Genomic DNA, 23366 nt, shown 5'->3' with positions numbered 1-23366 from the left:
TACTATCGGGTTTATTGTTGGTCAATCAGGGGCATATCGGTTACGGTACCAATTTTTTCGACTGCCGTAACCAGGTCAAATACGGTATCGATACCCGAAATGAGCTTATCGACCGAGCCCGTAATTAAGACAATGACCAGTTCGGCAGCGACGAACTGCCCCAGGGACATTTCCCGGCCCACAACCAGGGTAGTGCCCAAAATCAGCAGGCCACCCGTTACAATGGTTTTGAAGGCTACTCCTCCATAGAAAAATTGACGAAGCACCTTAAAATGCTCATTACGGTATTTTACGTAGTTCGCCACCAGGTCATCCATTTTATTGATAGGCTCCTGATCAGTATCCTTCGTCCGGTTACGGTACATGGGTAAGTCGCCGGCTATTTCTTCGAGCCAGGCGACCACTTTATATTTATATTTTGACTCGTTCAGGCTTGTTCTTACACCACTTGGGCCATACAACCGACTTATGAGCCAGATGATCAGGACCGTGAATATCCCGAAAGCAACGAAAATTGGGTGGTATGCGGATAAGAGTATCAGCCCGAAAACGATCTGAACGGTTGCGGCTGTCAGATCGATCAATAGCTTGGGCAACCCCTTCTGAATCGTCAGCACATCGAAGAAGCGGTTCATTAATTCGGGTGGGTAATACCCGTCCAGGGCTTCGGGTTCAATACGAGGTAGTCGGTACGTAAATTCAAAAGCGGCCTTGGCAAAGATTCGTTGCTGTAACACTTCAACCAGGGCCATCTGCCCTACCAGTAACATGCCGGCTGCCAGTACACCCAGAATAACTACCCCAATCAGCACATATACTGAACTAAACACTAGCCCGCCTGATACCAAGTTAAAAACAGCCTGGATGCCTAAGGGTAAGGAAAGGCTAATAATGCCAGTCACCAACGCATACAAATAGATATACCCTATATCCTTTTTTTCACTTACCAGAAGCCGCATCAATCGCTGCCAGGGCGAAGGTGGCAATTCGATAGGTCTTACACTATACATGATAGCTATATAATATTTTATGATAGTTTTACTAACTTTAATGCAAATATAATGCGTACATTTTAATCTCTTTTTAATTTGCGCCTTCTGTTTCGATTATTGGTTATATATCAGGATAAATGGAGTATTCTGTACATGTGCGCATGAATGAACGCCTGTTTCTGCGCGACCCCGAAAGCTCAGAATTAGGCCGACGCATCGTTCGGCAAGGCATTTTATTGGTCAATGAGATCGGCTTTGAGGAAACTACGTTCCGAAAATTAGCCGACCGAATGGGGACGAAAGAAGCCAGTATATACCGCTATTTTGAAAACAAGCATCGGTTGCTGGTTTACCTGGTAGCCTGGTACTGGCAATGGCTTGAATTTCAACTGGTGTTTCAAACGAACAACCTGACCGATCCCCGGCAAAAACTGGAGCGATTAGTTCGTTTACTTCTGTTTGCCGACCTCGATGAATCGCATAGTAAAGACATTGATTTGCGGGCCTTACATAACATTGTTGTCCATGAATCCAGCAAAGCCTACCTTACGCATCATGTAACCGAAGACAATCGGCAGCAGCTTTTCAAACCGTACAAAGACCTTTGCCGTCGTATTGCCGACATTATTCTGGTGTATAACCCGGCCTATCCGTATGCCCGATCGCTTGCCAGTTCGCTGATCGAAACGGCACACTATCAAGCTTTTTTCATGGAAAACCTACCCACCTTAACGGATTTTAGTGCTAAGGATACAGACCGGTCCGAAGCTTTGGGTAAACTTCTGGCTTTTATGCACCACCTGCTATTTTCCTCGCTCGATGCCAGTATAGACAAATAAGTCAGCTTGTCGTCCATTTCGTAGGCGAGTTGACGTAACAAAAGTTGCCGCTGCCGACGCTGTTCAGGGGGCTGTTTTTTGGAGCTTGCTTTTCTCCTCAACCGGTATCATGACATCGTTCGTTTGTTGCAATATAGGGATAAACCAGACAAACTTTACGGCATAGGTTTCAGCCCCTCCCACTTCACAGTCCAGGTGCCGTCTTTAGGAAATCCGGGGTTTGGCTCCCCTTTATAACCATCCCAACCTGCACACATCATCGAAATAGCCATTAGCAAACCACCGTTGCCGGGAAGATATATACGCAGGTTATTTCGCTGATAATTATGCCCGTTAGGCAGGTAGGTATTCTTTGTAACCTTCATCAGCAGGGCATCGACGGCCTGTTTGGGAGTACCTAATCGGGCGGCCGTCATGGCGACTAATGGATAATCCCATCCCCAGGTTTCTTCCCAATGCCAGACGTTCATGACCTTGTCGAACGTTCGCTGCATGGTCGGTACATCGAGTTGAGGGGAGGCTGGCAGAAATCCGTAAGCCCCCAGCACAGCCGGGTGATCAGTCATGTAGGTACGGAATGTGTACGAGTCAGGAGCACTTTCAGCCGCCAAATACAACCCATCCTGTACAGGCAATGGCGAAAGCTTTGCGATTACATCGTCCCATTGTGGATTTCGGGGCAACCCTAGTCGTTGACGCCACTGCTGAGCCACGTTTAATCCCCAGCGCCAATAGGCTAGTTCGTAAGTTGGATTGATCGTTGTTTCGGCTTTGAAGCGCTCCTGCGCCGGAATCAGGCCAGGGCCAAGAACATACGCTTTTTTTGCCGGATCATAATAGGCATAGGAAGCCATGAAGTCGGCCGTTTCAAACACCAGATCTTTGTATTTATCCAGAACAGCTTTATTGTGATGATGGCGATAGCACAGTTCAGCAAAATACAGAAAGTGCGGTTGCTGCCAGATCAGAAACGGTGCAATGGGTGAAGGACTTTCGTTACCCTTCTGATCGACCATTTTAGGCCATCGAATTCCTTTAAATCCCTGACGCTCAGCAATAGAGTGCGCTTTCTCCCGAACAGCCTTATACCAGCCAAGGCTGCGTTCGAGCAGATCGATTCGATTCCACTGGGCAAAATGAGCCGCATGCCACCAGTGCATTTCGAGGTGTGGTTTACCGTACCAGCTATTGTAGGTCAGGCCGGTTTCCTGCGGAGGTGCTGAGCCTGCGCATTGGATTTTAGTCAGGTATTGCGACAAAACAATTCGCCGTTCGAGTTCGGCAGCTCGTGGGTCTGTACTACCCGCCAGGTCAACAACCCCGCCCGATTGCCAGAACTGTTCCCAAGTTTGACGACTGCTGGCCAGTGCTTCCGTAAATGAAGGCGGAGTCTGACGGGCGGCCTCTTTCGAGTGGTCTGTAAACCGGCAGCTCATGTCAAAGGAATCGCCTTTTCCGGTTGGTTTTAGCACAAAATGATGCTTAACGGGCTGCATAAACGATCCCGTTCCACTCCACCCGATTCGAACAGCATAGCGGGTGGTATCCAGTGTTCGTTCAATATAGGCGCTATGCCCGGTAGTAGTCATCAGTTGCGAGGTATGTCGCTGAGGGCTGTTCCAGTCAATTGCATTTTCCCAATCGCCGGAACCGTAGGGAAACCGGAAGCTAATGGTGATTCGGCCCGTTTTCAGCAACGGCGATCGTACCTGTACGCCCATCTGGTCCTGCGTTTGGTGGCCAACCGTTAGTACATCGACCGGCTGGCCTTCCAGCTCGAAATGGCTGTGAATTTCACCCGTCCACAGGTCCAGTTCCTGATGGACGTTACGAAGGTCTTTAGTTGTAACTGCTGAACCATCGGCTTTCTTCATCTCGAAGCCAATCTGGCCCAGGTGCAGCCGGTGGGGATTCTCGCGAAACCAGTCGGAAGCTTCCTTCTTGCGTTCGGGTTCGGCATAGGTATAGGTGTACGAAACCTGCCGCCCGTACGATTCGTAATTTTTATAAACCTCTTCGATTTTGAACTGCTTCGTATTCGGAAAGCTGTGCCACCCCCACTGCGACTGGGTACCCAGTGATACGCCTTGCTGATAAATAGCTGGAAATGTCTGTAAACCAGTTGGGTCAACAGTAAACGCAAACTCACCATTACCTACCGAAACAGACTGCATAGAGTCGAAACGGGTTACGATGACAGTATGCCGTTTCACAACCGCTTTCCGGTCGATGCGGGTTGGAGACAGCTTACGCGGTTGATTTGGGAGATTGGTCAGGCTTACCAGTAGGGCAGCTCCTGTAACGAGGAAGAGACGATTTAGCATACAATACCAGCAGGCGTATTCAAGAAGAATAAAGGAAGGTTCACTACCCTAACTGGCGGCTAATTTACAGGCTAAGCGCCTTTATTGCCGACGAATGTATTTTGAGAGTAAAAAATAATATTTTTTTTCAGGTCAATATGTCAAACAAACACTAAGTACTTCCTGAAAACGCAGTAAATAACATCTTTTCATGGCTTATGGTATATGTTAGTAGCCAGCCTGTTCATTTCTCGGGACATATAGCTCATTTGCGCTAGAAATTGTCAACCAAATTGCAGGCGCTAGTAAGCATTTTTACGGATGATTCAGTTCATCTTCCAAGACAAATCAGGCAACAAAAAATCATTCAGGGTCAGGCATCTACCGATTGTTATAGTCGCCAAGGTTGATAGCTTTGCAAATTGTAACAAATACGGACTCTGAACCGTTAAAATCTTCGTTCTTTCTTGCAAATTATTACTCTGTGAAAAGGTGGATTGCTATCGGCCTCGTCGTTCTGGTTCTCGGCGGGATTATTGTGTATAATAAGATTTTACATCCGGCTCCGGGAGCCGCTGGCGGTGGTCCCGGCGGTGGAGGGGGCGGTGGTGGCCGGGGGGCTGCTGAAGGTGGCAAAGGAGGAGGCCCCGGCGGCAAGGGAGGTCAAGGTGGCGGTGGCCCAGCCACTATTCAGGGCTTTGTAGTAGTACAGCAACGATTACAGGAGGACGTTGTTTCGAGTGGTTCGCTGCTGGCAGCCGAACAAGTTGATATCTACCCCGAAATATCGGCCCGTATCACGCAGCTTAACATTCAGGAAGGCCAACCCGTAGCCAAAGGTGCTCTGCTGGTAAAGCTTTTTGATGCTGACCTGAAAGCCCAGCTCCAGAAACTCCAGGCACAGGCCGAAAATGCCCGTCGTACTGAAGAGCGGAACAAACAACTGCTGTCGCGAGGGGGCATTAGCCAACAGGAATATGATATTGCTACGACCAACCTGCAATCATCCATAGCCGACATCGACCTGGTGAAAGCCAACCTGCAACGCACCGAAATTCGGGCTCCTTTTTCGGGGGTAATCGGTCTTCGTAATGTCAGTTCCGGTGCGGTCGTTTCACCAAACACCCTGATTGCCCGCCTGCAACAGATATCGTCGCTGAAACTCGACTTTTCAATCCCCGAAAAATACGGCCCTTATGTGCATAATGGTAGTACGATTTCGTTTTTAGTAGACGGGGCTGTCAAACCTAGCTCGGGTGTCGTATATGCCATTGAGCCGGGGGTAGAGGAACAAACGCGCAACCTCCGTATTCGGGCGCGGGTCAACAATTCATCGGCCCGGTTCCGGCCCGGTACGTTTGCCCGAGTGACCTTAACTGTACAAAACGAGCAAAGTCTGGTTGTACCTACACAGGCCGTTATTCCACAAACACGTACCAATCAGGTGATTGTGGTAAAAAATGGCAAGGCGGTCTTTAAAGATGTAAAAACTGGATTACGGACAGCTGGAGTTATTCAGATCTTATCGGGTCTGTCGGTGGGAGATACAGTAGCCACAACCGGCTTATTGTTCCTGAAACCGGATGCGCCGGTCAAAGTGGGTAAAGTTATTCCAATGCCGGGTAATGGTCCGAAAGTAGCAAGTAATTAAAAAGTTGTAGCGTTGTAAAGTTATAGGGTTGTAAAGGTGTTATTACGCTCCATCAACCACTCCAATAATTTTATGACGCTACAACCCTATAACTTTACAACTTCATACAGCAATGAGTCTCCCCGAACTAAGCTTAAATCGGCCCGTTTTTGCGATGGTAATGTCCATCGTGATCGTGCTGTTCGGTATTATCGGCTTTACGTTCCTTGGTGTGCGGGAGTACCCGGCTATTGATCCGCCCGTCATTTCGGTTCGGACCAATTATACCGGTGCCAACCCCGAAATCATTGAGTCGCAGATTACTGAACCCATCGAAAAATCGCTGAACAGTATCGAAGGGATTCGTACGATTTCGTCGAATAGCGCTTTAGGGGCCAGTACAATTACCGTTGAGTTCAATCTTGATGCTAACCTCGAACAAGCGGCCAATGACGTACGCGATAAGGTTGCCCAGGCTCAACGGCAGCTGCCACAGGACATCGACGCTCCGCCGGTTGTTACCAAAGCCGATGCCAACTCGGACCCAATTATTTTCATGAACGTTCAGAGTACAACCCGTAGCGCTACGCAACTGTCGGACTACGCGGAGAACGTACTTCAGGAACGACTACAAACCATTCCGGGCGTTAGCCAGGCTAATATTTTCGGTCTGAAACGCCAGGCGATGCGTCTCTGGATCGACCCGATCAAACTGTCGGCATATCGGTTAACCTCGCAGGATATTCAGACCGCTCTGACCGCCCAAAACGTAGAATTGCCCGGTGGTAAAGTTTATGGGAACAATACGGAGTTGACCGTAAAAGCGGTTGGTCGACTGACCAGCGAGGATGATTTCAACAACCTGATTCTGCGCCAGACAAGCAACCAGATTATCCGTTTCAAAGATGTAGGCTACGCTACGCTGGGGGCCGAAAATGAAGAAACTTCTTCTAAACAAAATGGAACCGTTGGGGTCATTCTGGCCCTGACTCCCCAACCAGGTGCCAACTACGTCAACATTGCGGATGAATTCTATAAACGCTTCGATCAGCTTAAGAAAGATTTGCCGCCTGATATCATTGTCTATGTAGGGACTGACCGCAGTATCTTTATTCGTAAGGCTATTGAGGAAGTTGGTGAAACCCTCCTGATCTCGTTCATACTGGTTGTACTGGTTATTTACTTGTTCTTCCGCGACTGGCTGATTGCTTTCCGACCACTGATCGATATTCCGGTATCGTTGATTGGCGCATTCTTCATCATGTATGTAGCCGACTTCAGTATCAATGTATTGACACTGCTGGGAATCGTGTTGGCAACGGGTCTTGTAGTAGACGATGGGATTGTGGTCACGGAAAACATCTTTAAGAAGATCGAGGATGGTATGGACACCGAGAGAGCCGCCCGAGAAGGATCGAATGAGATCTTCTTTGCGGTTATCTCTACCTCCATTACTCTGGCCATTGTATTCCTGCCAATTATCTTCCTGCAAGGGTTCGTCGGTCGACTATTCCGCGAATTTGGTATCGTAGTTGCTGGAGCGGTGTTGATTTCAGCCTTTGTATCGCTCACACTGACACCTGTATTGAGCGTAAAACTTACCAGTAAAAATCACGGTCGTTCCTGGTTTTACCGAAAAACTGAACCTTTTTTCGAATGGCTCGACGAATCCTACCGCGACTCGCTCAATGGGTTTATGAAGAAGCGTGGCTGGGCATTTGGTATGATTGCCGTGTGTTTACTCCTGATTTTTGGTGTTGGTTCACAATTAAAATCGGAGTTGGCTCCACTGGAAGACCGTGGCCGCACGCGGATTGCCATTACTTCGCCCGAAGGAACCAGCTTCGAAGTTCAGTCAGCTATTACGGACAAGGTACTGCAATTTGTGCTCGACTCGATTCCAGAAAACAAACTGGCATTTAGTGTGGTTGCACCGGGTTTCTCGGGCGCAGGTGCTGTGAACTCGTCATTTGTGATGGTGAACATGGTCGATCCCGCTGACCGGAAACGATCGCAGCAGGACATTGTCGATTACCTGACGAAAAACCTTCGGAAATTCAGTGAGGCCCGTATGTTTGCCACCCAGGACCAGACGATTCAGGTGGGTCGTCAGGGTGGTGGTCTGCCAGTTCAGTTCGTTATTCAAAACCTGAACTTTGAGAAGCTGAGGGAAAAGCTACCAGCCTTTCTGGATGAGGTGCAGAAAGACCCGACCTTCCTCAACTCAGACGTTGACCTGAAATTCAACAAACCGGAACTGAACATCACCATCGAACGCGAAAAAGCCACCAACCTGGGCGTTTCAGTTCAGGACGTAGCACAAACCCTGCAACTCGCTCTCAGTAACCGTCGATTGGCTTACTTTCTGATGAATGGAAAGCAGTATCAGGTTATTGGACAGGTAGACCGGCATGATCGCGATGAACCCGTCGATCTGGCGTCGTTCTATGTTCGGTCGAATCAGGGGCAGTTAATTCAGTTGGACAATCTGGTGAAATTCCAGGAGGTGAGTAGCCCTCCGCAGGTGTATCACTACAACCGTTTTAAATCGGCAACGGTATCGGCGGGGTTGGCTCCTGGCAAGACCATCGGCGATGGGGTTGAGGCCATGCGTGCCATTGCTGCCCGGACCCTCGACGATACATTCCAGACGGCCCTATCTGGTCCCTCCCGCGACTATGCTGAAAGCTCTTCCAATACGTTGTTCGCGTTTGGTCTGGCATTGGTGCTGATCTATCTGGTCCTGGCCGCTCAGTTCGACTCCTTCATCGATCCATTCATCATCATGATGACAGTACCGCTGGCGCTTGCCGGAGCCGTCTTCTCCCTCTGGATGTTTAATCAGACACTGAATATTTTCAGCCAGATCGGGATTATCATGCTGGTAGGGCTGGTCACGAAAAACGGGATTCTGATTGTGGAATTCGCCAATGAACAGCGACTGCTTGGCAAGAACAAATTTGAAGCCGCTGCGGAGTCGGCTGCGCTTCGCCTTCGTCCGATTCTGATGACGACGCTGGTAGCGGCCTTTGGTGCACTGCCGCTGGCGCTTGCTTTAGGCTCAGCATCAAAGAGCCGGGTACCGCTGGGGATTGTTATCGTAGGTGGACTGCTGTTCTCACTGGTTCTGACGTTGTATGTAGTGCCCGTTATTTACACATACATGACTCGACGGAAAGATGTAAAACCGGCAGAACCACAAGCCGATGAAACGCCCAAACCAGCCAAGGTGCAAGCACATGCATAGCAAATAAATAAACCGCATACAGTCTTTCGCATTAGGGGCGAATCTGAACTAATCAGATTCGCCCCTAATGTTTTTTATAGATTCTCATTTCAATTCAGTTGGGGAAAGGTTATAAACAACTGCATTTTTACTTCTTTCTTTTTAGGCCATCCTTCACCAACCCTGGCCTCCGCTGATAAAACGAATGAAATCCTCCTTCTCCTTTTTATTGGTGCTACTGGTTAGCACAGCGTTTGCCCAATCATCACTTAATGTCAATAAAGAATTTGCATTTGCTGCTCAGCAGTATCAGGGTATGCTAAAAAGTCACCCCGATACGACCAAATTTCCGCAATCGACCAAACCCGACGGTTCGCCCGACGATCGGAAATCAGACTGGTGGTGTAGTGGTTTCTTCGGTGGTTCGCTGTGGCACATTTATGAGCGAACCAAAGCGCCCATGTGGAAAGAAGCAGCCAATAAATGGACGATGGCCGTAGCGAAGGAACAGTACAACACTGGTACGCACGACCTGGGCTTTATGATCTACTGCCCATTTGGCAATGGCTATCGGCTAACCAAAAATGAAACCTACCCACCTATCATGCTTACGGGCGCCAAGTCGCTCTCGACCCGGTTCAATCCAAAAGTGGGTGTAATAAAATCCTGGAATAAGTTTCAGAGCTACGACTACCCGGTTATCATCGATAACATGATGAATCTGGAATTTTTGTTCTGGGCCGCCAAACGATCAGGCAATAAAGAGTTTTACAACATCTGTATCACTCATGCCGACAATACCATCAAGAATCACTACCGGCCCGACTACAGTAGCTACCATGTTGTCTGTTATAATCCCGATGGAACAGTAGCCGCCAAGAAAACAGCACAGGGCTATGCCGACAACTCGGCCTGGGCTCGTGGGCAGGCCTGGGGACTTTATGGCTTTACTGTAATGTACCGCGAAACCAAAGACAAAAAATACTTAGACTTTGCCCGGCATATTGCTGATTTCTACCTGAATCACCCAAACTTACCCGCCGATAAAGTTCCTTATTGGGATTTCAACGCGCCCAATATTCCAAACGAAGAGCGTGATGCATCGGCGGCCGCCATTACAGCGTCTGCCCTGCTTGAACTGTGTACGTATGGTGGACCATCGGCCAAAATCTATTATCAGTCAGCGATAAAGATGCTGGAAAGCCTGTCGAGCCCGGCATATAAGGCTAATCTAGGAGAGAATAACCACTTTATCCTGAAACATAGTGTTGGCCACAAGCCTGCCAAGAGTGAAGTCGACACCCCGATCATTTACGCGGATTATTACTATCTGGAAGCTCTGCTCCGCTACGGCGCGCTTTCGAAAAAGCCGGGGTTTAAATTGTAGATTGTTTTATCAGCCTGTTTAAGCATTTTAAAATAGGCTTTAATACGTTTTTTGTCATTCCGTCGAAGGAGAAATCTCAAAGTTGGCTACTAAGCGACTTTTAGATTCCTCCTATCGTCGGAATGACAAAATCAGTCCAATTTTTGGCTCGAAAACAAATGGTAAACATTTTTATTCTTCCCGCTTGATTGTCTGAACGGTAACGATTGTTGGGGCCGACAGATAGAAATCGAATAGTGAACGTCCCAAAATCTCGTGGCTAATGGCATTCAAATGCTCTCCATCGCCATTCTGAAAATATTCTTCTTTAGGAAGGACGACCGAATCTGTATCAAAAACGCTGAACAACTGATCATCGGCCTCGTCGAGTACGATGGTCCGGCTTCGTTGCTGCAACCACTGATCAACACGGTTCAGGCGCGGAAACGGAGTCAACAGCAAAACATTATGCCGATAGGGTTTCAACTTCTTTAATAACGGGTCTACTATCAACGAACGGTTAGGCCTCACGAACGATAAGAGGGCATCACAAAGCGCGCTCAGGCGACTCCCAAAAGTCGAGCGTTTAGTCTGCCTGAACCGCACCGACGAATAAGGCAATATGGGCGTTGCTAATCCGGAAGCATTGGTAAGGCTTTTTTTAACCGGCTGGAGCAATGAATTATCAAGTTGTAGGATGATGAGATCGTAGCGATTGAGTGGCAATTGTGATAATGTAGCCACAATCTGCGGAATAGTCAGATGAGCGTAGGCCTCCACAGAGACAGTCTGCCCAGCCCGACTGATTTGCCGGATAAAATGCCCAATATAATTTAACTTTCCTCCTGGCAAGCCATACCCATAGGTATGTTCATCGCCAATAACCAGAACGTTCATTAGGTGATGTCAATGGGCTGAATAAACCCATTTGTTACCGTTACGTAATTGGCTAAGGAACTGTGGCAAAAAAGAAAAATTTATTATCAACTTAAACAATAATTGCAACGTTATTAGGTTTAAGAGCGTAGTTGTAAATAATCGTTTTTGCGGGTTCTATCGATCAGTCAGATTCTACGATTTCCTCAGCTTGTTCAATTGATTTTCAATTGGTTGAGAAAAAGAATCTGCTACATCGACACAATCAATAGGAACTGAATGAGTTAAGTATTTACAATCAGGGCGTTTACGTAAATCTGACAGAACTTTGTTTTTTCGCAAATCATCTTCGTTCTCCGAAAATGACCTGCTAAGCGTCATACGGGCCTGTCGTACCAACGACCCGCGTGCCCAGCGAACGCTGTTTAAGCAGTTTTTTGGGTACGCCAAAAGTATCTGTCTACGGTACACCTCCAACGTCGAAGAGGCCGAAGATGTCCTCAATGAAGGGTTCCTCAAAGCCTTTCAGCACCTGGATAGCTACGACGAAACTTTACCGTTTAAAGCCTGGCTACGTACGATTCTGGTCAACACGGCCATTAGCCACTACCGAAAAAATCACCGATTTGATCAGCACACCTCCCTCGAAACCGGAGAGCAGGTAGCTTTCGACGAAAACGTAGTGGATCAGATTGCCGCCGAGGAAATTCTGGCATTAGTTCAACAATTAACCCCAACCTACCGTACTGTATTTATGATGCATGTGGTGGATGGCTACAGCCTACACGAAATTGCAGGAATATTAAACCATAACGAAGCCACGGTGCGATCCAATTACGCCCGCGCCCGGCAAAAACTACAACTACTCATCAAACAAGCGTATCCTTTTTACGAAAAGGCTGGCCCTGGCGCCAGCTTTCCATATCATGAGCACTGACCGATTTTCCGATATTATCCGGCGAAAACTGGAAAGTATTCGGCCGGAATTTACTGAAAAAGACTGGACCCGAATGCAGGCAACCCTGCAACAGGCCGGTCCTCCTCAGGCTGACCCGACCGCTACCGGTAAGCCCTTTAGCGGGGGTGTCTGGACAGGGCACCCCTGGTTGCTGGCGGCTGCAAGCGTTAGTACGGCTTTGCTGATTGCCTATAGTGTCTGGCAGCATAATGAAATCAACCACCTGCAGGAAACCATCGGGCAACTGAAAAAACAGCCTGCCACCAACCAGACTGCTCCCAAATCTGTGGAAACAGATCGCCCTATGGTATCCCAGACTGAAGGAGCCCATCAACCAGCACAACGGCACGAGTCGCTGACTACGTCCACCCCAAAAGAGGAGTTGGCCACCCGTCACGACACGGTTTACATTACCCGCTACATAACGATTCCGTCGCAACCGCGTCTGGAACCTATGCGCGATCGATTGAAACAACCAACCGAAACGCCCCCTGAACAACGCTACGCCACAGCGAGTCGTGAGCCCGCTGTAGGTAGTCCATCGCGTCAGGAGCGTAACCTAAACAAGAACCTTAAAACCAATCCATATGGCGTTTCCTCTACTCCGTTAACGAATGACATTACCTCTACTACGCGCAACCAGACGGTCGCAGGCAATGAACCGTCGGCTCTTACGGGACTGAATCAGCCAGAGGAACGTTTGGTAAATAGTCGGGGGCGCGATAATAAGTCTGGCGACAACAGCCTGCGAAACGCTCCATCCGAAACGAAAGGAAATTATCCACGTACGAGGGATAATGGATCGGTCAATGTACCAACGAATCAGGGCAATTCAGTTGTCGATAATCAGGGGACAGTAGCCATAGACCAATCCCAGTCGACTGCGACCGAAAGCGCTCAATCTGCACCGGCTGGCAACTTTGACCTGCTGGCAAGCCGTCCCTTATCAACCGAAAGTGCGAACTGGAATGTGTTGCTGACGCAACGGGCACGACGGATGCGCCCCGCGCGAACAACCGTGGTTATGGGACAACCTCAGGCCCCCGAAAGCCAACGGATTGAACCGGCCATTGCAAAGTTCCGGGCCGGTGTAGGTGGTGAGGTGAGCGCTCATTTATGGAGTACGGGCATTTTTGCCGAAATACCGATTGCCAAACATGTGATGGTTGGCGTTGGCCTAAGTCGCGCCGTTTATCTGGGCGGTACTTTCCTAACGGCCGACGATTTTGACATTCGTACACGTCGGAACTTCAAGCAGGAATTTGGCCGTCAGCTTCCTCCAACGGTTAATTTTGACAGCGATATTCTGGATATCGACACAAGGGTTATTCGTGTCCAGGTCCCTATTACGCTGGGCTTTCGGGTGCCACTTTCCCGATCACTTACATTCCAGCCTACGATGGGTACATTCATGAACTTGAGTAGTAAGGAGAAACTGACGTATTATTACCGGGTTCCACAGCGTGGCTTTAACCAGATTGACTTCAGTACGGATTGTGGCACTGAGCTGTTTAGTGGATTTACGTTTAGTACTGGCCTTGAATGGCAACGCAATCGGTGGGTGGTTCAGGGAATTCCGACGCTTACCCTGCCTACGTCGGTTTCTACACTCCCTGGACCCGGCTGGGAAAATAATACAACTGTTGGTCTACGAGCCCGGTTGATGTACCAGTTTTAGCGATCGTTACTTGTAGTCGCTTTTTAACTTCCCGAACATTATAAAATGTTCGGGAAGTTCTGTTTTAGGTCTCTTACTTCGCGGCCGAAACTCGCCAGATTCGTCCACCCGCATCATCGGCTACAAGCAGTGTTCCATCAGTGAGTACGGTAACTCCTACCGGCCGACCGTAAGCTTCGTTGTCATTACCAGTCAGGAAGCCGGTCAAAAAATCTTCTTGTTTGCCCGGTTTTCCGTTTTGGAAGGGCACAAAAGCAACTTTATACCCAACAAGCTGCGAGCGATTCCAGGAACCATGCTGGCCAATAAAGGCTCCGTCGTGGTAATGCGCTGGAAACTGTGTTTTGTCGTAAAACGCTAATCCAAGTGAAGCCGTATGGGAGCCCAGTGGCACGTCGGGCACAATCGTTTTTTTCACTAAATCGGGCCGCTCCCCTTTCCGACGAGGATCTTCATGTTGCCCGAAATAGGCATACGGCCAGCCATAAAACGCCCCTTCTTTCACACTGGTCAGGTAATCCGGCACCAAATCGTCACCGAGTTCATCACGTTCATTCACAGAAGTATACAGTGTTTTAGACGTTGGTTCCCAATCCATGCCAACCGGATTTCGTAAACCAGCCGCAAAAATGCGTTCGCCCGTGCCATCGGGGTTAACTTCCAGAATATTGGCCCTACGGATTTCATTTTCGGGTCCATGTTCGCCCACGTTGCTCCCCGATCCGACGGAGATATAAATTTTCTTTCCGTCGGGGCTGGCCAGCAGATTACGGGTCCAGTGATTGTTGTAACCACCGGCTGGTAAATCCACAATTTTCTTACCGGGTGTTTTTATTGTTGTTTGCCCTGCCTTATACTCGTAGCGCAGTAGACCATCCGTATTGGCAACATAGAACGAATTGCCCAGCACCAACATCCCAAACGGCTGATTCAAGCCTGTCAGAAAAGTCTCTTTCAGATCGGGTTTCCCATCCTTGTTCGTATCCCGAAAGAGCGTGATTCGATTGGCGCTGGTCCCTGTCTCCTGCGATTTCGCTTTACCCGAAACGGCATTGACAACCTTTGTTTTCAGACTAGCCGGTTCTGTATTTGCTTCAGCGACGAAGATATCGCCATTGGGAGCTTCATAAATCCAACGGGGACTTTTCAGATCGCGGGCAAACTCGGTGACAGTAAAGCCAGCAGGCGCCTTTGGCATTTTACCTTCCGGCCAGCCAACTACATTACTGAATTTAGTTGACGATTTGGTAGCATTCGGAGCAGGCAAGTCGATGGTTGTATCGGCCATAGCAACCGAATCGCTGGCCTGATCGGCATCTTTCTTCTGACTACACGCCAGAAAAGCGGCTGAGAGTACAGCCGTAGTGAAGAGATACGGTATTGTTTTCATCGTTGAGTTGAGTCGTATGCAATAAGCTGCATACGATTCAACTCTCTATACAACCGTTTGGTTATGGTTAATCCTTCTTTGCGGTCAACGTCGATCCCTGAATAGCCATCGAAAAGCCCGTAACAGCTTTAGAAGAAGCATCCCGATTGAAGGTGATTACAGAGCCATACGAGCTGGTTGATTTAAACGTGTCGGTTTTATCCTGTTTCAGCAGTTTGTTTTTGCCATAACCGTCGACTTCCCCAAACAGCTCCCCTTTGTCGATTGTCACGATAAATTTTTGGATAGGGTTTCCACTCTCAAATGTGTACGAACCCGCATAGGCTTTGAGTGCCGTTGAATCGGTGCCCGTCGTTTGAGCAAATGCGGTGGTCGTCAGAGCCAGCAAACTACTACTAAGCAGAAGTGTCAGGATTGTTTTCATAAATCAGTCAGGAGGAGGGGATAATAGATAATGAAAAATGGATAATGAAGAATGAATATCCAGACTCATTATCCATTATTCATTCTACATTATTCTTCAACAAGGTACGCGAAAATTTGGCATATGGGATTGGACCTTTGTAAAATGTATCACTGACAGCCTCCATCCCGAAACGCCGATAAAAGTCAGCGGCATCCAGCCGGGCATCGCACCAGAGAATGGTAGCTCCCAACCGACGAGCCTCGGCAATAACATGGTTTAGTAATCGGGTACCAATGCCGCGTCGTTGACAGTCGGGCCGGGCGGCAAATTTTCGAAAACGAGCGGTTTCTCCATCGATAAACAATGAAATAACAGCGACCAGATCGTCTGCCAGAAAGGCACCAAAATGGTATCCTTCAGAATCGTTTTCTACTTTCACATAATCGAACGGTTTCTCTGGCCAGAGCACCGTGTGGCGAAGTGGATAGGTTTGTTCGGGCGTAATGGATCGGATACTGATCGTAGGCTGAAGTGAGTCGGTCATTAGGCTATTGGGCAAAATCGAACAAGGATTACAAACATAACACGATCGTTTTGAAATGTCGGAGAGTATGCCCATCGTCACCTTTACTATTAGTTAATGCACAACCAACTCCTGCTGACCGTGCATTGCCAATTCCTTATTTTAGGCCGCAACGGGTAGAATTTTCCGTCAGCATTCATTTATTGATAATCGAATAGACGAAAACAGTACATACGCATATTTACTCCTGAATAGAATGGACAATTCCAGAAGAGAATTTATTAAAAAGGCCGCCTTAGGAACGGCGGGTTTATCAATTGGTGGCCTGGGTATGTCGGCAAAAAGTTATGCCAAAATTATCGGAGCCAACGAACGAATACATGTCGCCATTGCTGGACTTGGCCGACGGCTGGGTGCTTATTATGAACCTATTTCCAGAAAAGAAAGCAATGTCGAACTGATGTACCTGTGCGACGTTATGCAAAAGCAGCGGGAGTCGGCTCTTCAGAAATTTTCGAAATACATCGACTACAAACCGAAGCTGGAGAATGACATTCGTAAAGTGATTGCCGATAAAAACGTGGATGTGCTGATCAATGCCACGCCCGACCATTGGCATACACCCGGCACCTGTCTGGCCGTTCAGGGAGGCAAGCACGTGTATGTCGAAAAGCCATGCAGCCATAACCCACGAGAAGGTGAAATTCTGGTCGAATACCAGAAAAAATATGGCAAAGTTATTCAAATGGGCAACCAGCAGCGTTCAGCCGTCGAGTCCATCGACATCATCAAACAGATTCATAATGGCGTTATCGGTACGGCTTACAAAGCGGTTGCTTTTTACGTAGCAAACCGGGGCGAAGTACCCTTGCCCAAAGCTGCGCCCGTTCCGCAAGGGCTCGACTGGGAGTTGTTTCAGGGCCCTGCTCCACGCAAAGACTACACGCACGATACCTGGGATTACAACTGGCATTGGTATGGCTGGCTGTATGGCACGGCCGAAGCGGGTAATAACGCCACGCATGAGCTGGACGTAGCCCGCTGGGCATTACAGGTCGAATTTCCTGAACATGTTTCGGTCGAAGCCGCCAAACGGCATTTCCTGACCGATGGGTGGGTGATGTACGACACCATGGACGCCACCTATCGTTTTCCGGGTGATAAAATCATCAAGTGGGATGGTAAGAGCCGGAATGGCTATAAAACTTATGGCAGCGACCGGGGTACCATTATTTATGGCACGAATGGCAGCGTATACGTCGACCGGAATGGGTATAAGCTCTTTGATCGGGATGGAAAAGAAGTGAAGAGTAGCAAATCGCAGGGCAACGAAGCCGGAACGGCTTTAGGGGGCGGTGGCGATATGACGACCCGGCACGTGGTAAATTTCTTTGAAGCTGTTCGTGGAAAAGAAAAGCAGGCATCTACCATCGAAGAAGGAGCCAGAAGCACGCTCCTTTGCCACTTGGCCAACATCGCTTTCCGGACCAATAAATCGCTCGACATTGATCCTAAAAATGGTCATATCCACGATAAGGACGCCATGAAACTTTGGAGTCGGGAGTATGCCAAAGGCTGGGAGCTAATTGTTTAGGAAACGCTCGTCCGCGATTGCATCGCGGATGCTTGAGGCCCGCGTCTATGACGCAACAGTAAACTATTGTTTCGTCTATTTGCAGGATTATTTGTCTAAAGCGTCGCAGATGCGGACCTCAGGTATCCGCGACGCAATCGCGGACAAGCTATAACCTTATCAGTCAATACATATAAATGCTAAAATTCAGCCTTTCTCTTTTTTCAACGCTTCTATTTCTTTTTTGGAATAGTGTCTTAAATGGTTTTGAACCGAAGCAAAGCCAGACTCTGACGAAACGAAACCCATTGGTTCGAGCCGACTCTCTGCCCAATGCATCCAGTTGGCCGGGCGAATTAAGCGTCACTCACTTTGCCGGACCAGATCTGACGCCTAGTCCAGCCTGCCTGGCTGTAGCGCCAACGGGCGAAGTCTATGTAGGGGTCGATATGATTGGCTCACTTGGAAAAAAGCCCGGTCAGGGAAAAATTGTCCGGCTGGTGGATACCAACAACGATGGGAAAGTAGATCAGCATATCACCTTTGCCATGGCCGATAATCCGCGTGGTATACTGCCCGTTGGCGATCAGGTATTCGTATTGCATACTGTCTTTTCGAAAGAAACCGGCATCGCAACGGGCATGGACCTGGTTGTTTTTGACGACAAAGATCAGAACGGCGTTGCCGATGGACCTTCCCGCCCATTGATCGAACATATCAGTTCACCGAAGTTTCTGCAAAGCCGGGGTACCGACCACGCGACCAATGGCATTCGGATGGGTATTGATGGCTGGATTTATATTGCTGTGGGCGATTTTGGTTTTCATAATGCGACCGATCGGAGCGGCAAAAAATTAACCATGTTGGGCGGTGGCATCGTCCGGGTTCGGCCCGATGGTACCGAAATGGAAATCTATTCACACGGCCTGCGCAACATTTACGATGTAGCCATCGACCCGTACATGAATACGTTTACCCGCGACAATACGAACGATGGCGGGGGCTGGAACATCCGATTTAGTCACCAGATACAGTCGGGCGAATATGGCTATCCGGTGCTGTTCAAGCATTTTACCGACGAAATTATTCCTGCACTGGTCGATGTAGGCGGTGGCTCAGGTACTGGTTCTTTTTTTATGGATGATGATACCTGGCCAGCGCAATACAACCATGTACCGATGATGGCCGATTGGGGTAGGAATCAACTCTATATTCACCGGGTCACACCCGACGCGAGTAGCTTTACCCAAAAGGAAGAGGAGTTCATCAAACTGTCGCAGATTACCGATGTCGATGTTGATGCTTCAGGACGCATGTACCTGTCGGCCTGGGCTGGAGCCGGTTATTCAGGAAATCCCAGCAAAGGGTTTGTGGTGCGGGTAGTGCCAAAAAACTGGATCTACAAGTCATTCCCAGACCTCAAAAAAGCGTCAGAAAAGAAACTTGCTTCCTGGTTAACATCGGGGAGTGCCGTAGCACGACTAGCCGCTCAGCAGGAGCTATTGGCACGTCCGGCCAAAAAGACGACGAAGCTAGCCTGGGAAACAGCGACCAATAAAAAGCTCCCTCTTTACGCTCAAGTTGCGGGAATCTACACCTACGCCCAGATTGCGGGTGCCAGCGGAATTCCAAATCTGATAGAGCTCTCAACCGATGAAACGATTCGAGAGTTTGCTTTACGCGCATTGGCAGACCGAAAACCAATCCTCGCTCAGGTTCCAGTTGAGCCGTTTCTGCAAGGGCTCAACGATCCATCCGTTCGAGTGCAACAGGCTTCCATCATTGGCCTTGGCCGTTTGGGCCGAACAGAAGCTGCTCCTTCCCTACTCCAGATGAAAGTCCCCGCTTCATTTGTAGCGCCTGCATTGGGCACAGAAGGCCCTCATGCCACGCCAAACTCAGCCATTGTGTTGCCGCATCTTGCTGTTCGGTCGTTAGTTCGTTTGCATGCAGTTGATGCCTGTTTAAACGCTATTGGTACAGCTCAATCAACGTTGGCGCTATGGGCCTTGCGCTATATGCACGATACTAAAGCCGTAACTGGCCTGATTGCAGCCTACAAGCGTACAAATGATGCGACCCTGAAAACGCAGATTCTGACCACGCTGGCACGGCTTTACAGGCAGGAAGCCGACTACGACGGTTCCTGGTGGTGGAGTACCCGGCCCGACACGCATGGACCTTATTACAAAGCCGTCACCTGGGAATCGTCGCCTGCGATTAAAACGTTGCTGGTCGATGAATGGAAGCAATCGAGCAACAAGTCCTTTTTTGTTGACCTGAATAGTCGGCTACGGATGGAAATACCCGAATTTGGCGTAGAAGAGCCTGTTGTGGCGAAAGAGGAAACCAAAGTCGATCTGGAAAAAATCAGGAATAAAAAAGGACAGGTTGGTGAGGCATCCATTGAAGATGTGATGCTGGCAATGGCTAAACTAGATGGGAATGCTGCGCTAGGTAAAACCTTATTCACCCAGCAGGGCTGCATAGCTTGCCACAGCCTGAGCAAAACTGAGCCGATGAAAGGACCATTCATGGGTCAGATTGGGTCGATCATGACGCGTGAACAGATTGCTGAGTCGATTCTCAAGCCTAATGCATCTATCTCTCAAGGTTTTGCGACGGTACTCATTACAGCCAAAGGCGGTAAGAGTTATACAGGCTTCGTTACGGAAGAATCCTCTGCACGAGTCGTTTTACGTGATATTACCGGACAGGTCTATACGATAAAAGCGTCGGATATACTTAGCCGGAAGGAAATGGAGACATCCATGATGCCGACGGGTCTGGTAAACGCCCTCTCCTACGAAGAATTTGCCTCGCTGATCACCTTCCTGTCGCAGCAGAAGAAATAAAAAGAGCGAAAGCGATAAAGAGTGAAAGAGCGAAAATAGCTTGCGTCAGCTTTTCGCTCTTTCACTCTTTATCGCTTTCGCTCTTTTACAGATGTATATCGTACGCTTTGAGTTTATTGTAAAGCGTTTTGCGGTCGATGTTAAGGACTTCAGCAGCCTTGGTTTTGTTGTACCCTGTTTTCTCCAGCACTTTCAGAATAGCGGCCCGTTCCGCATTTTCCGATACCGACTTCAGATTGCCTCCCGATTGCGTAAAGACAGGGATTCCTGGCCGGGCTGGATCGTAGTTGATCTGAATATTGGCAGGAACTGCTTCTTCGGGTGTGAAATACTGCGGAGAGATGATTTCCTGTGGCAATACATCGGCTTCGATATAATCGCCGGGCGTTAATAGCACAGCTCGCTTCACTACATTTTGTAGCTCTCGCAGATTGCCATGCCAGTAATATTCTTTGAGCTTTTCCTTAGCCTCTTCCTCAAAGCCCAAAATATCTTTTTCCAGTTGCTGATTGGCCACTTCCAGAAAATGATCAGCAAAAATCATAATATCGGACTTGCGCTCTCGTAAGGGCGATAAATGCATCTCAAATTCGGCAATCCGGTGGTAGATATCCTCCCGGAATTTACCTTGTCGAACGGCCTCCCGCAGGTCTTCGTTTGTCGCTACAATAATCCTGACATCGACCGGTATATCCTGATTGCTGCCAATACGACGGATTTTACGTTCCTGCAACACGCGCAACAATTTAATCTGGTTGTCGTACGAGAGGTTACCGATTTCATCGAGGAAAATGGTGCCCCCGTTGGCATATTCGAAGCTACCGGCCTTATCGGCCATAGCACCGGTAAATGAGCCTTTCACGTGGCCAAACAGTTCGCTACCGGCTAGTTCTTTGCCCAGCGCCCCACAGTCGATGGCCACAAATGGCTTATCGGCCCGTTTGCTTTTCAGGTGAATAGCATTGGCAACAAATTCTTTCCCAGTACCCGTTTCGCCGGTAATGATTACCGACATATCTGTCGGTGCAATGAGGTCTATGTGCTTTTGAAGTTGTTCGGCAGCCCGGCTTTTCCCAAAAATGAACCGTTTTCCGTCAGGGGCTAAAGCGATCTTGGCCGGAGCAGGTTTTGTACCAGCCGTTTTAATGGATGATGAACCATTTGAAACGGGCGTGCTTTTAGCCTGACTCAGCGATTGGGCTCGTCGCTCAAGAGCGGCTTTGATGGTGTACAGAATTTCGTCAGGGTAGAGCGGCTTGGTTACGTAATCGTAGGCACCGTGTTTGACAGTTTGCACTGCCATTCGAACGTCGGAGTAGCCTGTGATGATAATGACGGCAGTGGTAGGATGCATGACCTTGATTCGGCGAAGCATTTCAAGGCCATCAATATCAGGAAGTTTAAAATCGCAAATGACTAGTTCAAATGCTTCTTTTCTCAACAGGACTAACCCATCATCCCCACGCTGTACCGACGCAGTTTTATATCCTTGTTTGCTGAGGAAACGCTCGAGCAACAGGCATATGTCATTGTTATCGTCAATAATCAGAATTTTTTCCATGAAGAGGCATTGAACTTGTTCAGACAGACCCTGTCCATTTATGAACAACGAAAAAATCTATCCAAGCTGTATGAACAAAGTTACTCAAACCTGAATGGTTTGCAAAGCCATCTCGACCGAACGACGAGTAAACGGCTTCCCAATAAAGTAATCGGCACCCTGTTCAGTAGCTCGTCGACGTTCAGCTTGCCCGTCGAAGGCGCTGATCATTATCACCTTCGCTTCGTTCTGATCTTCCTTGATCGATGGCAACAGGTCGAAACCCAATCCATCAGGCAGGTTTAAATCCAAAAAGATTGCATCAAACTTTTGCGAATGCAGACATTGCCGACCTTCTTCAATAAAGTGCGCACAAGTAGGCTGATAGCCTAACCTCCTTAACAAACCCGACAACAACAAGCAGATATCAGCTTCATCATCGACAATTAAAACACGCTTTGCCTGAGATGCTGTATTCATCACGATTGGTCTGAATTGTTGTCCTGTATTTACCCTTGTTACCATACTAAGCAAGACTCATCCTGTTTCATAAACGTCCGTTAACTTTTAACTTAATAAAATATGTGCCGAAAATGTTTGAATATCCTAAATATAAGTAGCAACATGCATTAATCGCTGGTAGACTAATTATTTACACTTCAATTGTTAACTATTTATGATCATCACTTTACCTGTTATTACCCCAAAACCGCGCCTTTTTTCCACGCTTATTCTACATGTGTAGAACTATTTCCACAGTTTTCCCATGGCTTCATTTTGCATATAAACGTTCCTTTGAAACCGTAAACATTAATTAAAACCTCATTTCCAAGCCCATACGGCATTTAGTTAGAATAAATCCAATCTCCCTGGATTCTTGGCACAACTTTTTCTAATCAACTAATCGATTACAAGGTGGCTATTCTGATTTACTCAAGGGAAATGACATGGGAAACCTTCTTTACACCATTGCCGTCATTTTAATCATTATCTGGTTGCTAGGCTTCTTAGGAGTTCTCGGAACAGGTATTGGTAGCAGCAATTTGATTCATATTCTGCTAGTGATTGCGGTGATTGCCATTATTCTGCGCCTAATTCAAGGGCGGGGCGTGTAAGGAAGGGAGTACAATTGATGAGAAATAGTAAAAAGCAGTTCGCTGCAAAAACGATATTCCTATGTTATAGGCGCGGTTTAGTCCGCAACAACTCAT

The 23366-nt window shown here is 48.2% G+C and carries 17 protein-coding genes; 9 read left to right on the top strand and 8 right to left on the bottom strand.

Annotated features, from left to right (window positions below; genetic code table 11):
• Positions 1–11 precede the first annotated feature (11 nt).
• The gene (locus ACYVFD_RS00205; RefSeq protein WP_461087321.1) at positions 12–1010 is read right to left on the bottom strand and encodes an ABC transporter transmembrane domain-containing protein; all 999 of its coding nucleotides are present in this window, start codon (positions 1008–1010) and stop codon (positions 12–14) included.
• A 143-nt stretch (positions 1011–1153) separates the two neighbouring features.
• On the opposite strand from ACYVFD_RS00205, the gene ACYVFD_RS00200 reads away from it, so the two are divergent.
• Positions 1154–1831, top strand: coding sequence for a TetR/AcrR family transcriptional regulator (locus tag ACYVFD_RS00200; protein ID WP_461087319.1), 678 nt, complete (start codon positions 1154–1156; stop codon positions 1829–1831).
• 155 nt (positions 1832–1986) lie between these two features.
• On the opposite strand, the gene ACYVFD_RS00195 is transcribed toward ACYVFD_RS00200, so the two are convergent.
• On the bottom strand, positions 1987–4155 hold the full coding sequence (locus ACYVFD_RS00195) for a hypothetical protein (RefSeq protein WP_461087318.1): 2169 nt from the start codon (positions 4153–4155) through the stop codon (positions 1987–1989).
• Positions 4156–4618: 463 nt separating this feature from the next.
• Here ACYVFD_RS00195 and ACYVFD_RS00190 point away from each other — a divergent pair, with 463 nt between their 5' ends.
• From ACYVFD_RS00190 to ACYVFD_RS00180, 3 genes are all read left to right on the top strand, one after another.
• The gene (locus ACYVFD_RS00190) at positions 4619–5785 is read left to right on the top strand and encodes an efflux RND transporter periplasmic adaptor subunit (RefSeq protein WP_461087316.1); all 1167 of its coding nucleotides are present in this window, start codon (positions 4619–4621) and stop codon (positions 5783–5785) included.
• A 112-nt stretch (positions 5786–5897) separates the two neighbouring features.
• The gene (locus ACYVFD_RS00185) at positions 5898–9011 is read left to right on the top strand and encodes an efflux RND transporter permease subunit (RefSeq protein ID WP_461087314.1); all 3114 of its coding nucleotides are present in this window, start codon (positions 5898–5900) and stop codon (positions 9009–9011) included.
• Positions 9012–9195: 184 nt separating this feature from the next.
• Positions 9196–10377: a glycoside hydrolase family 88 protein gene (locus tag ACYVFD_RS00180; protein ID WP_461087312.1), complete on the top strand. Its 1182-nt coding sequence runs from the start codon at positions 9196–9198 to the stop codon at positions 10375–10377.
• A gap of 171 nt (positions 10378–10548) precedes the next feature.
• Here ACYVFD_RS00180 and ACYVFD_RS00175 read toward each other — a convergent pair whose 3' ends face one another.
• Positions 10549–11253 (bottom strand): SGNH/GDSL hydrolase family protein, encoded by a 705-nt coding sequence (locus ACYVFD_RS00175; protein WP_461087310.1) that lies wholly within the window; start codon positions 11251–11253, stop codon positions 10549–10551.
• Between the two features lie 307 nt (positions 11254–11560).
• Between ACYVFD_RS00175 and ACYVFD_RS00170 the strand changes: the two genes are divergently transcribed.
• Both ACYVFD_RS00170 and ACYVFD_RS00165 read left to right on the top strand, forming a co-directional pair.
• Complete coding sequence (locus ACYVFD_RS00170) at positions 11561–12169, top strand: RNA polymerase sigma factor (protein ID WP_020595710.1); 609 nt, start codon at positions 11561–11563, stop codon at positions 12167–12169.
• Positions 12159–13868 (top strand): hypothetical protein, encoded by a 1710-nt coding sequence (locus ACYVFD_RS00165; RefSeq protein ID WP_461087307.1) that lies wholly within the window; start codon positions 12159–12161, stop codon positions 13866–13868. The genes ACYVFD_RS00170 and ACYVFD_RS00165 overlap by 11 nt, the downstream gene beginning before the upstream one ends.
• A gap of 73 nt (positions 13869–13941) precedes the next feature.
• On the opposite strand, the gene ACYVFD_RS00160 is transcribed toward ACYVFD_RS00165, so the two are convergent.
• The 3 genes from ACYVFD_RS00160 to ACYVFD_RS00150 all read right to left on the bottom strand — a co-directional run bounded on the left by ACYVFD_RS00160 (position 13942) and on the right by ACYVFD_RS00150 (position 16208).
• Positions 13942–15258, bottom strand: coding sequence for a PQQ-dependent sugar dehydrogenase (locus ACYVFD_RS00160; protein ID WP_461087305.1), 1317 nt, complete (start codon positions 15256–15258; stop codon positions 13942–13944).
• Positions 15259–15325: 67 nt separating this feature from the next.
• Positions 15326–15682 (bottom strand): DUF3471 domain-containing protein, encoded by a 357-nt coding sequence (locus ACYVFD_RS00155; protein ID WP_461087303.1) that lies wholly within the window; start codon positions 15680–15682, stop codon positions 15326–15328.
• 79 nt (positions 15683–15761) lie between these two features.
• Positions 15762–16208, bottom strand: a complete 447-nt coding sequence (locus ACYVFD_RS00150; protein ID WP_461087301.1) for a GNAT family N-acetyltransferase — start codon at positions 16206–16208, stop codon at positions 15762–15764.
• Between the two features lie 235 nt (positions 16209–16443).
• On the opposite strand from ACYVFD_RS00150, the gene ACYVFD_RS00145 reads away from it, so the two are divergent.
• Together ACYVFD_RS00145 and ACYVFD_RS00140 are read left to right on the top strand one after the other, a co-directional pair.
• Entirely contained in the window at positions 16444–17781 is a 1338-nt protein-coding gene (locus ACYVFD_RS00145; RefSeq protein ID WP_461087299.1) for a Gfo/Idh/MocA family protein, read from the top strand.
• Positions 17782–17957: 176 nt separating this feature from the next.
• Positions 17958–20615 carry a DUF7133 domain-containing protein gene (locus ACYVFD_RS00140; RefSeq protein WP_461087297.1) on the top strand — a complete coding sequence of 886 codons (2658 nt, stop codon included), beginning with the start codon at positions 17958–17960 and terminating at the stop codon, positions 20613–20615.
• 85 nt (positions 20616–20700) lie between these two features.
• Here ACYVFD_RS00140 and ACYVFD_RS00135 read toward each other — a convergent pair whose 3' ends face one another.
• Positions 20701–22176, bottom strand: coding sequence for a sigma-54-dependent transcriptional regulator (locus ACYVFD_RS00135; RefSeq protein WP_461087295.1), 1476 nt, complete (start codon positions 22174–22176; stop codon positions 20701–20703).
• Between the two features lie 84 nt (positions 22177–22260).
• Positions 22261–22635, bottom strand: a complete 375-nt coding sequence (locus ACYVFD_RS00130) for a response regulator transcription factor (RefSeq protein ID WP_461087293.1) — start codon at positions 22633–22635, stop codon at positions 22261–22263.
• A gap of 467 nt (positions 22636–23102) precedes the next feature.
• Between ACYVFD_RS00130 and ACYVFD_RS00125 the strand changes: the two genes are divergently transcribed.
• The gene (locus ACYVFD_RS00125) at positions 23103–23270 is read left to right on the top strand and encodes a lmo0937 family membrane protein (RefSeq protein WP_420149484.1); all 168 of its coding nucleotides are present in this window, start codon (positions 23103–23105) and stop codon (positions 23268–23270) included.
• Positions 23271–23366: the final 96 nt, after the last annotated feature.

It is taken from the genome of Spirosoma gilvum (assembly GCF_054776815.1).
The sequence above is the reverse complement of the archived record's forward strand: the minus strand, read 5'-3'. Positions and strand labels throughout refer to the sequence as shown.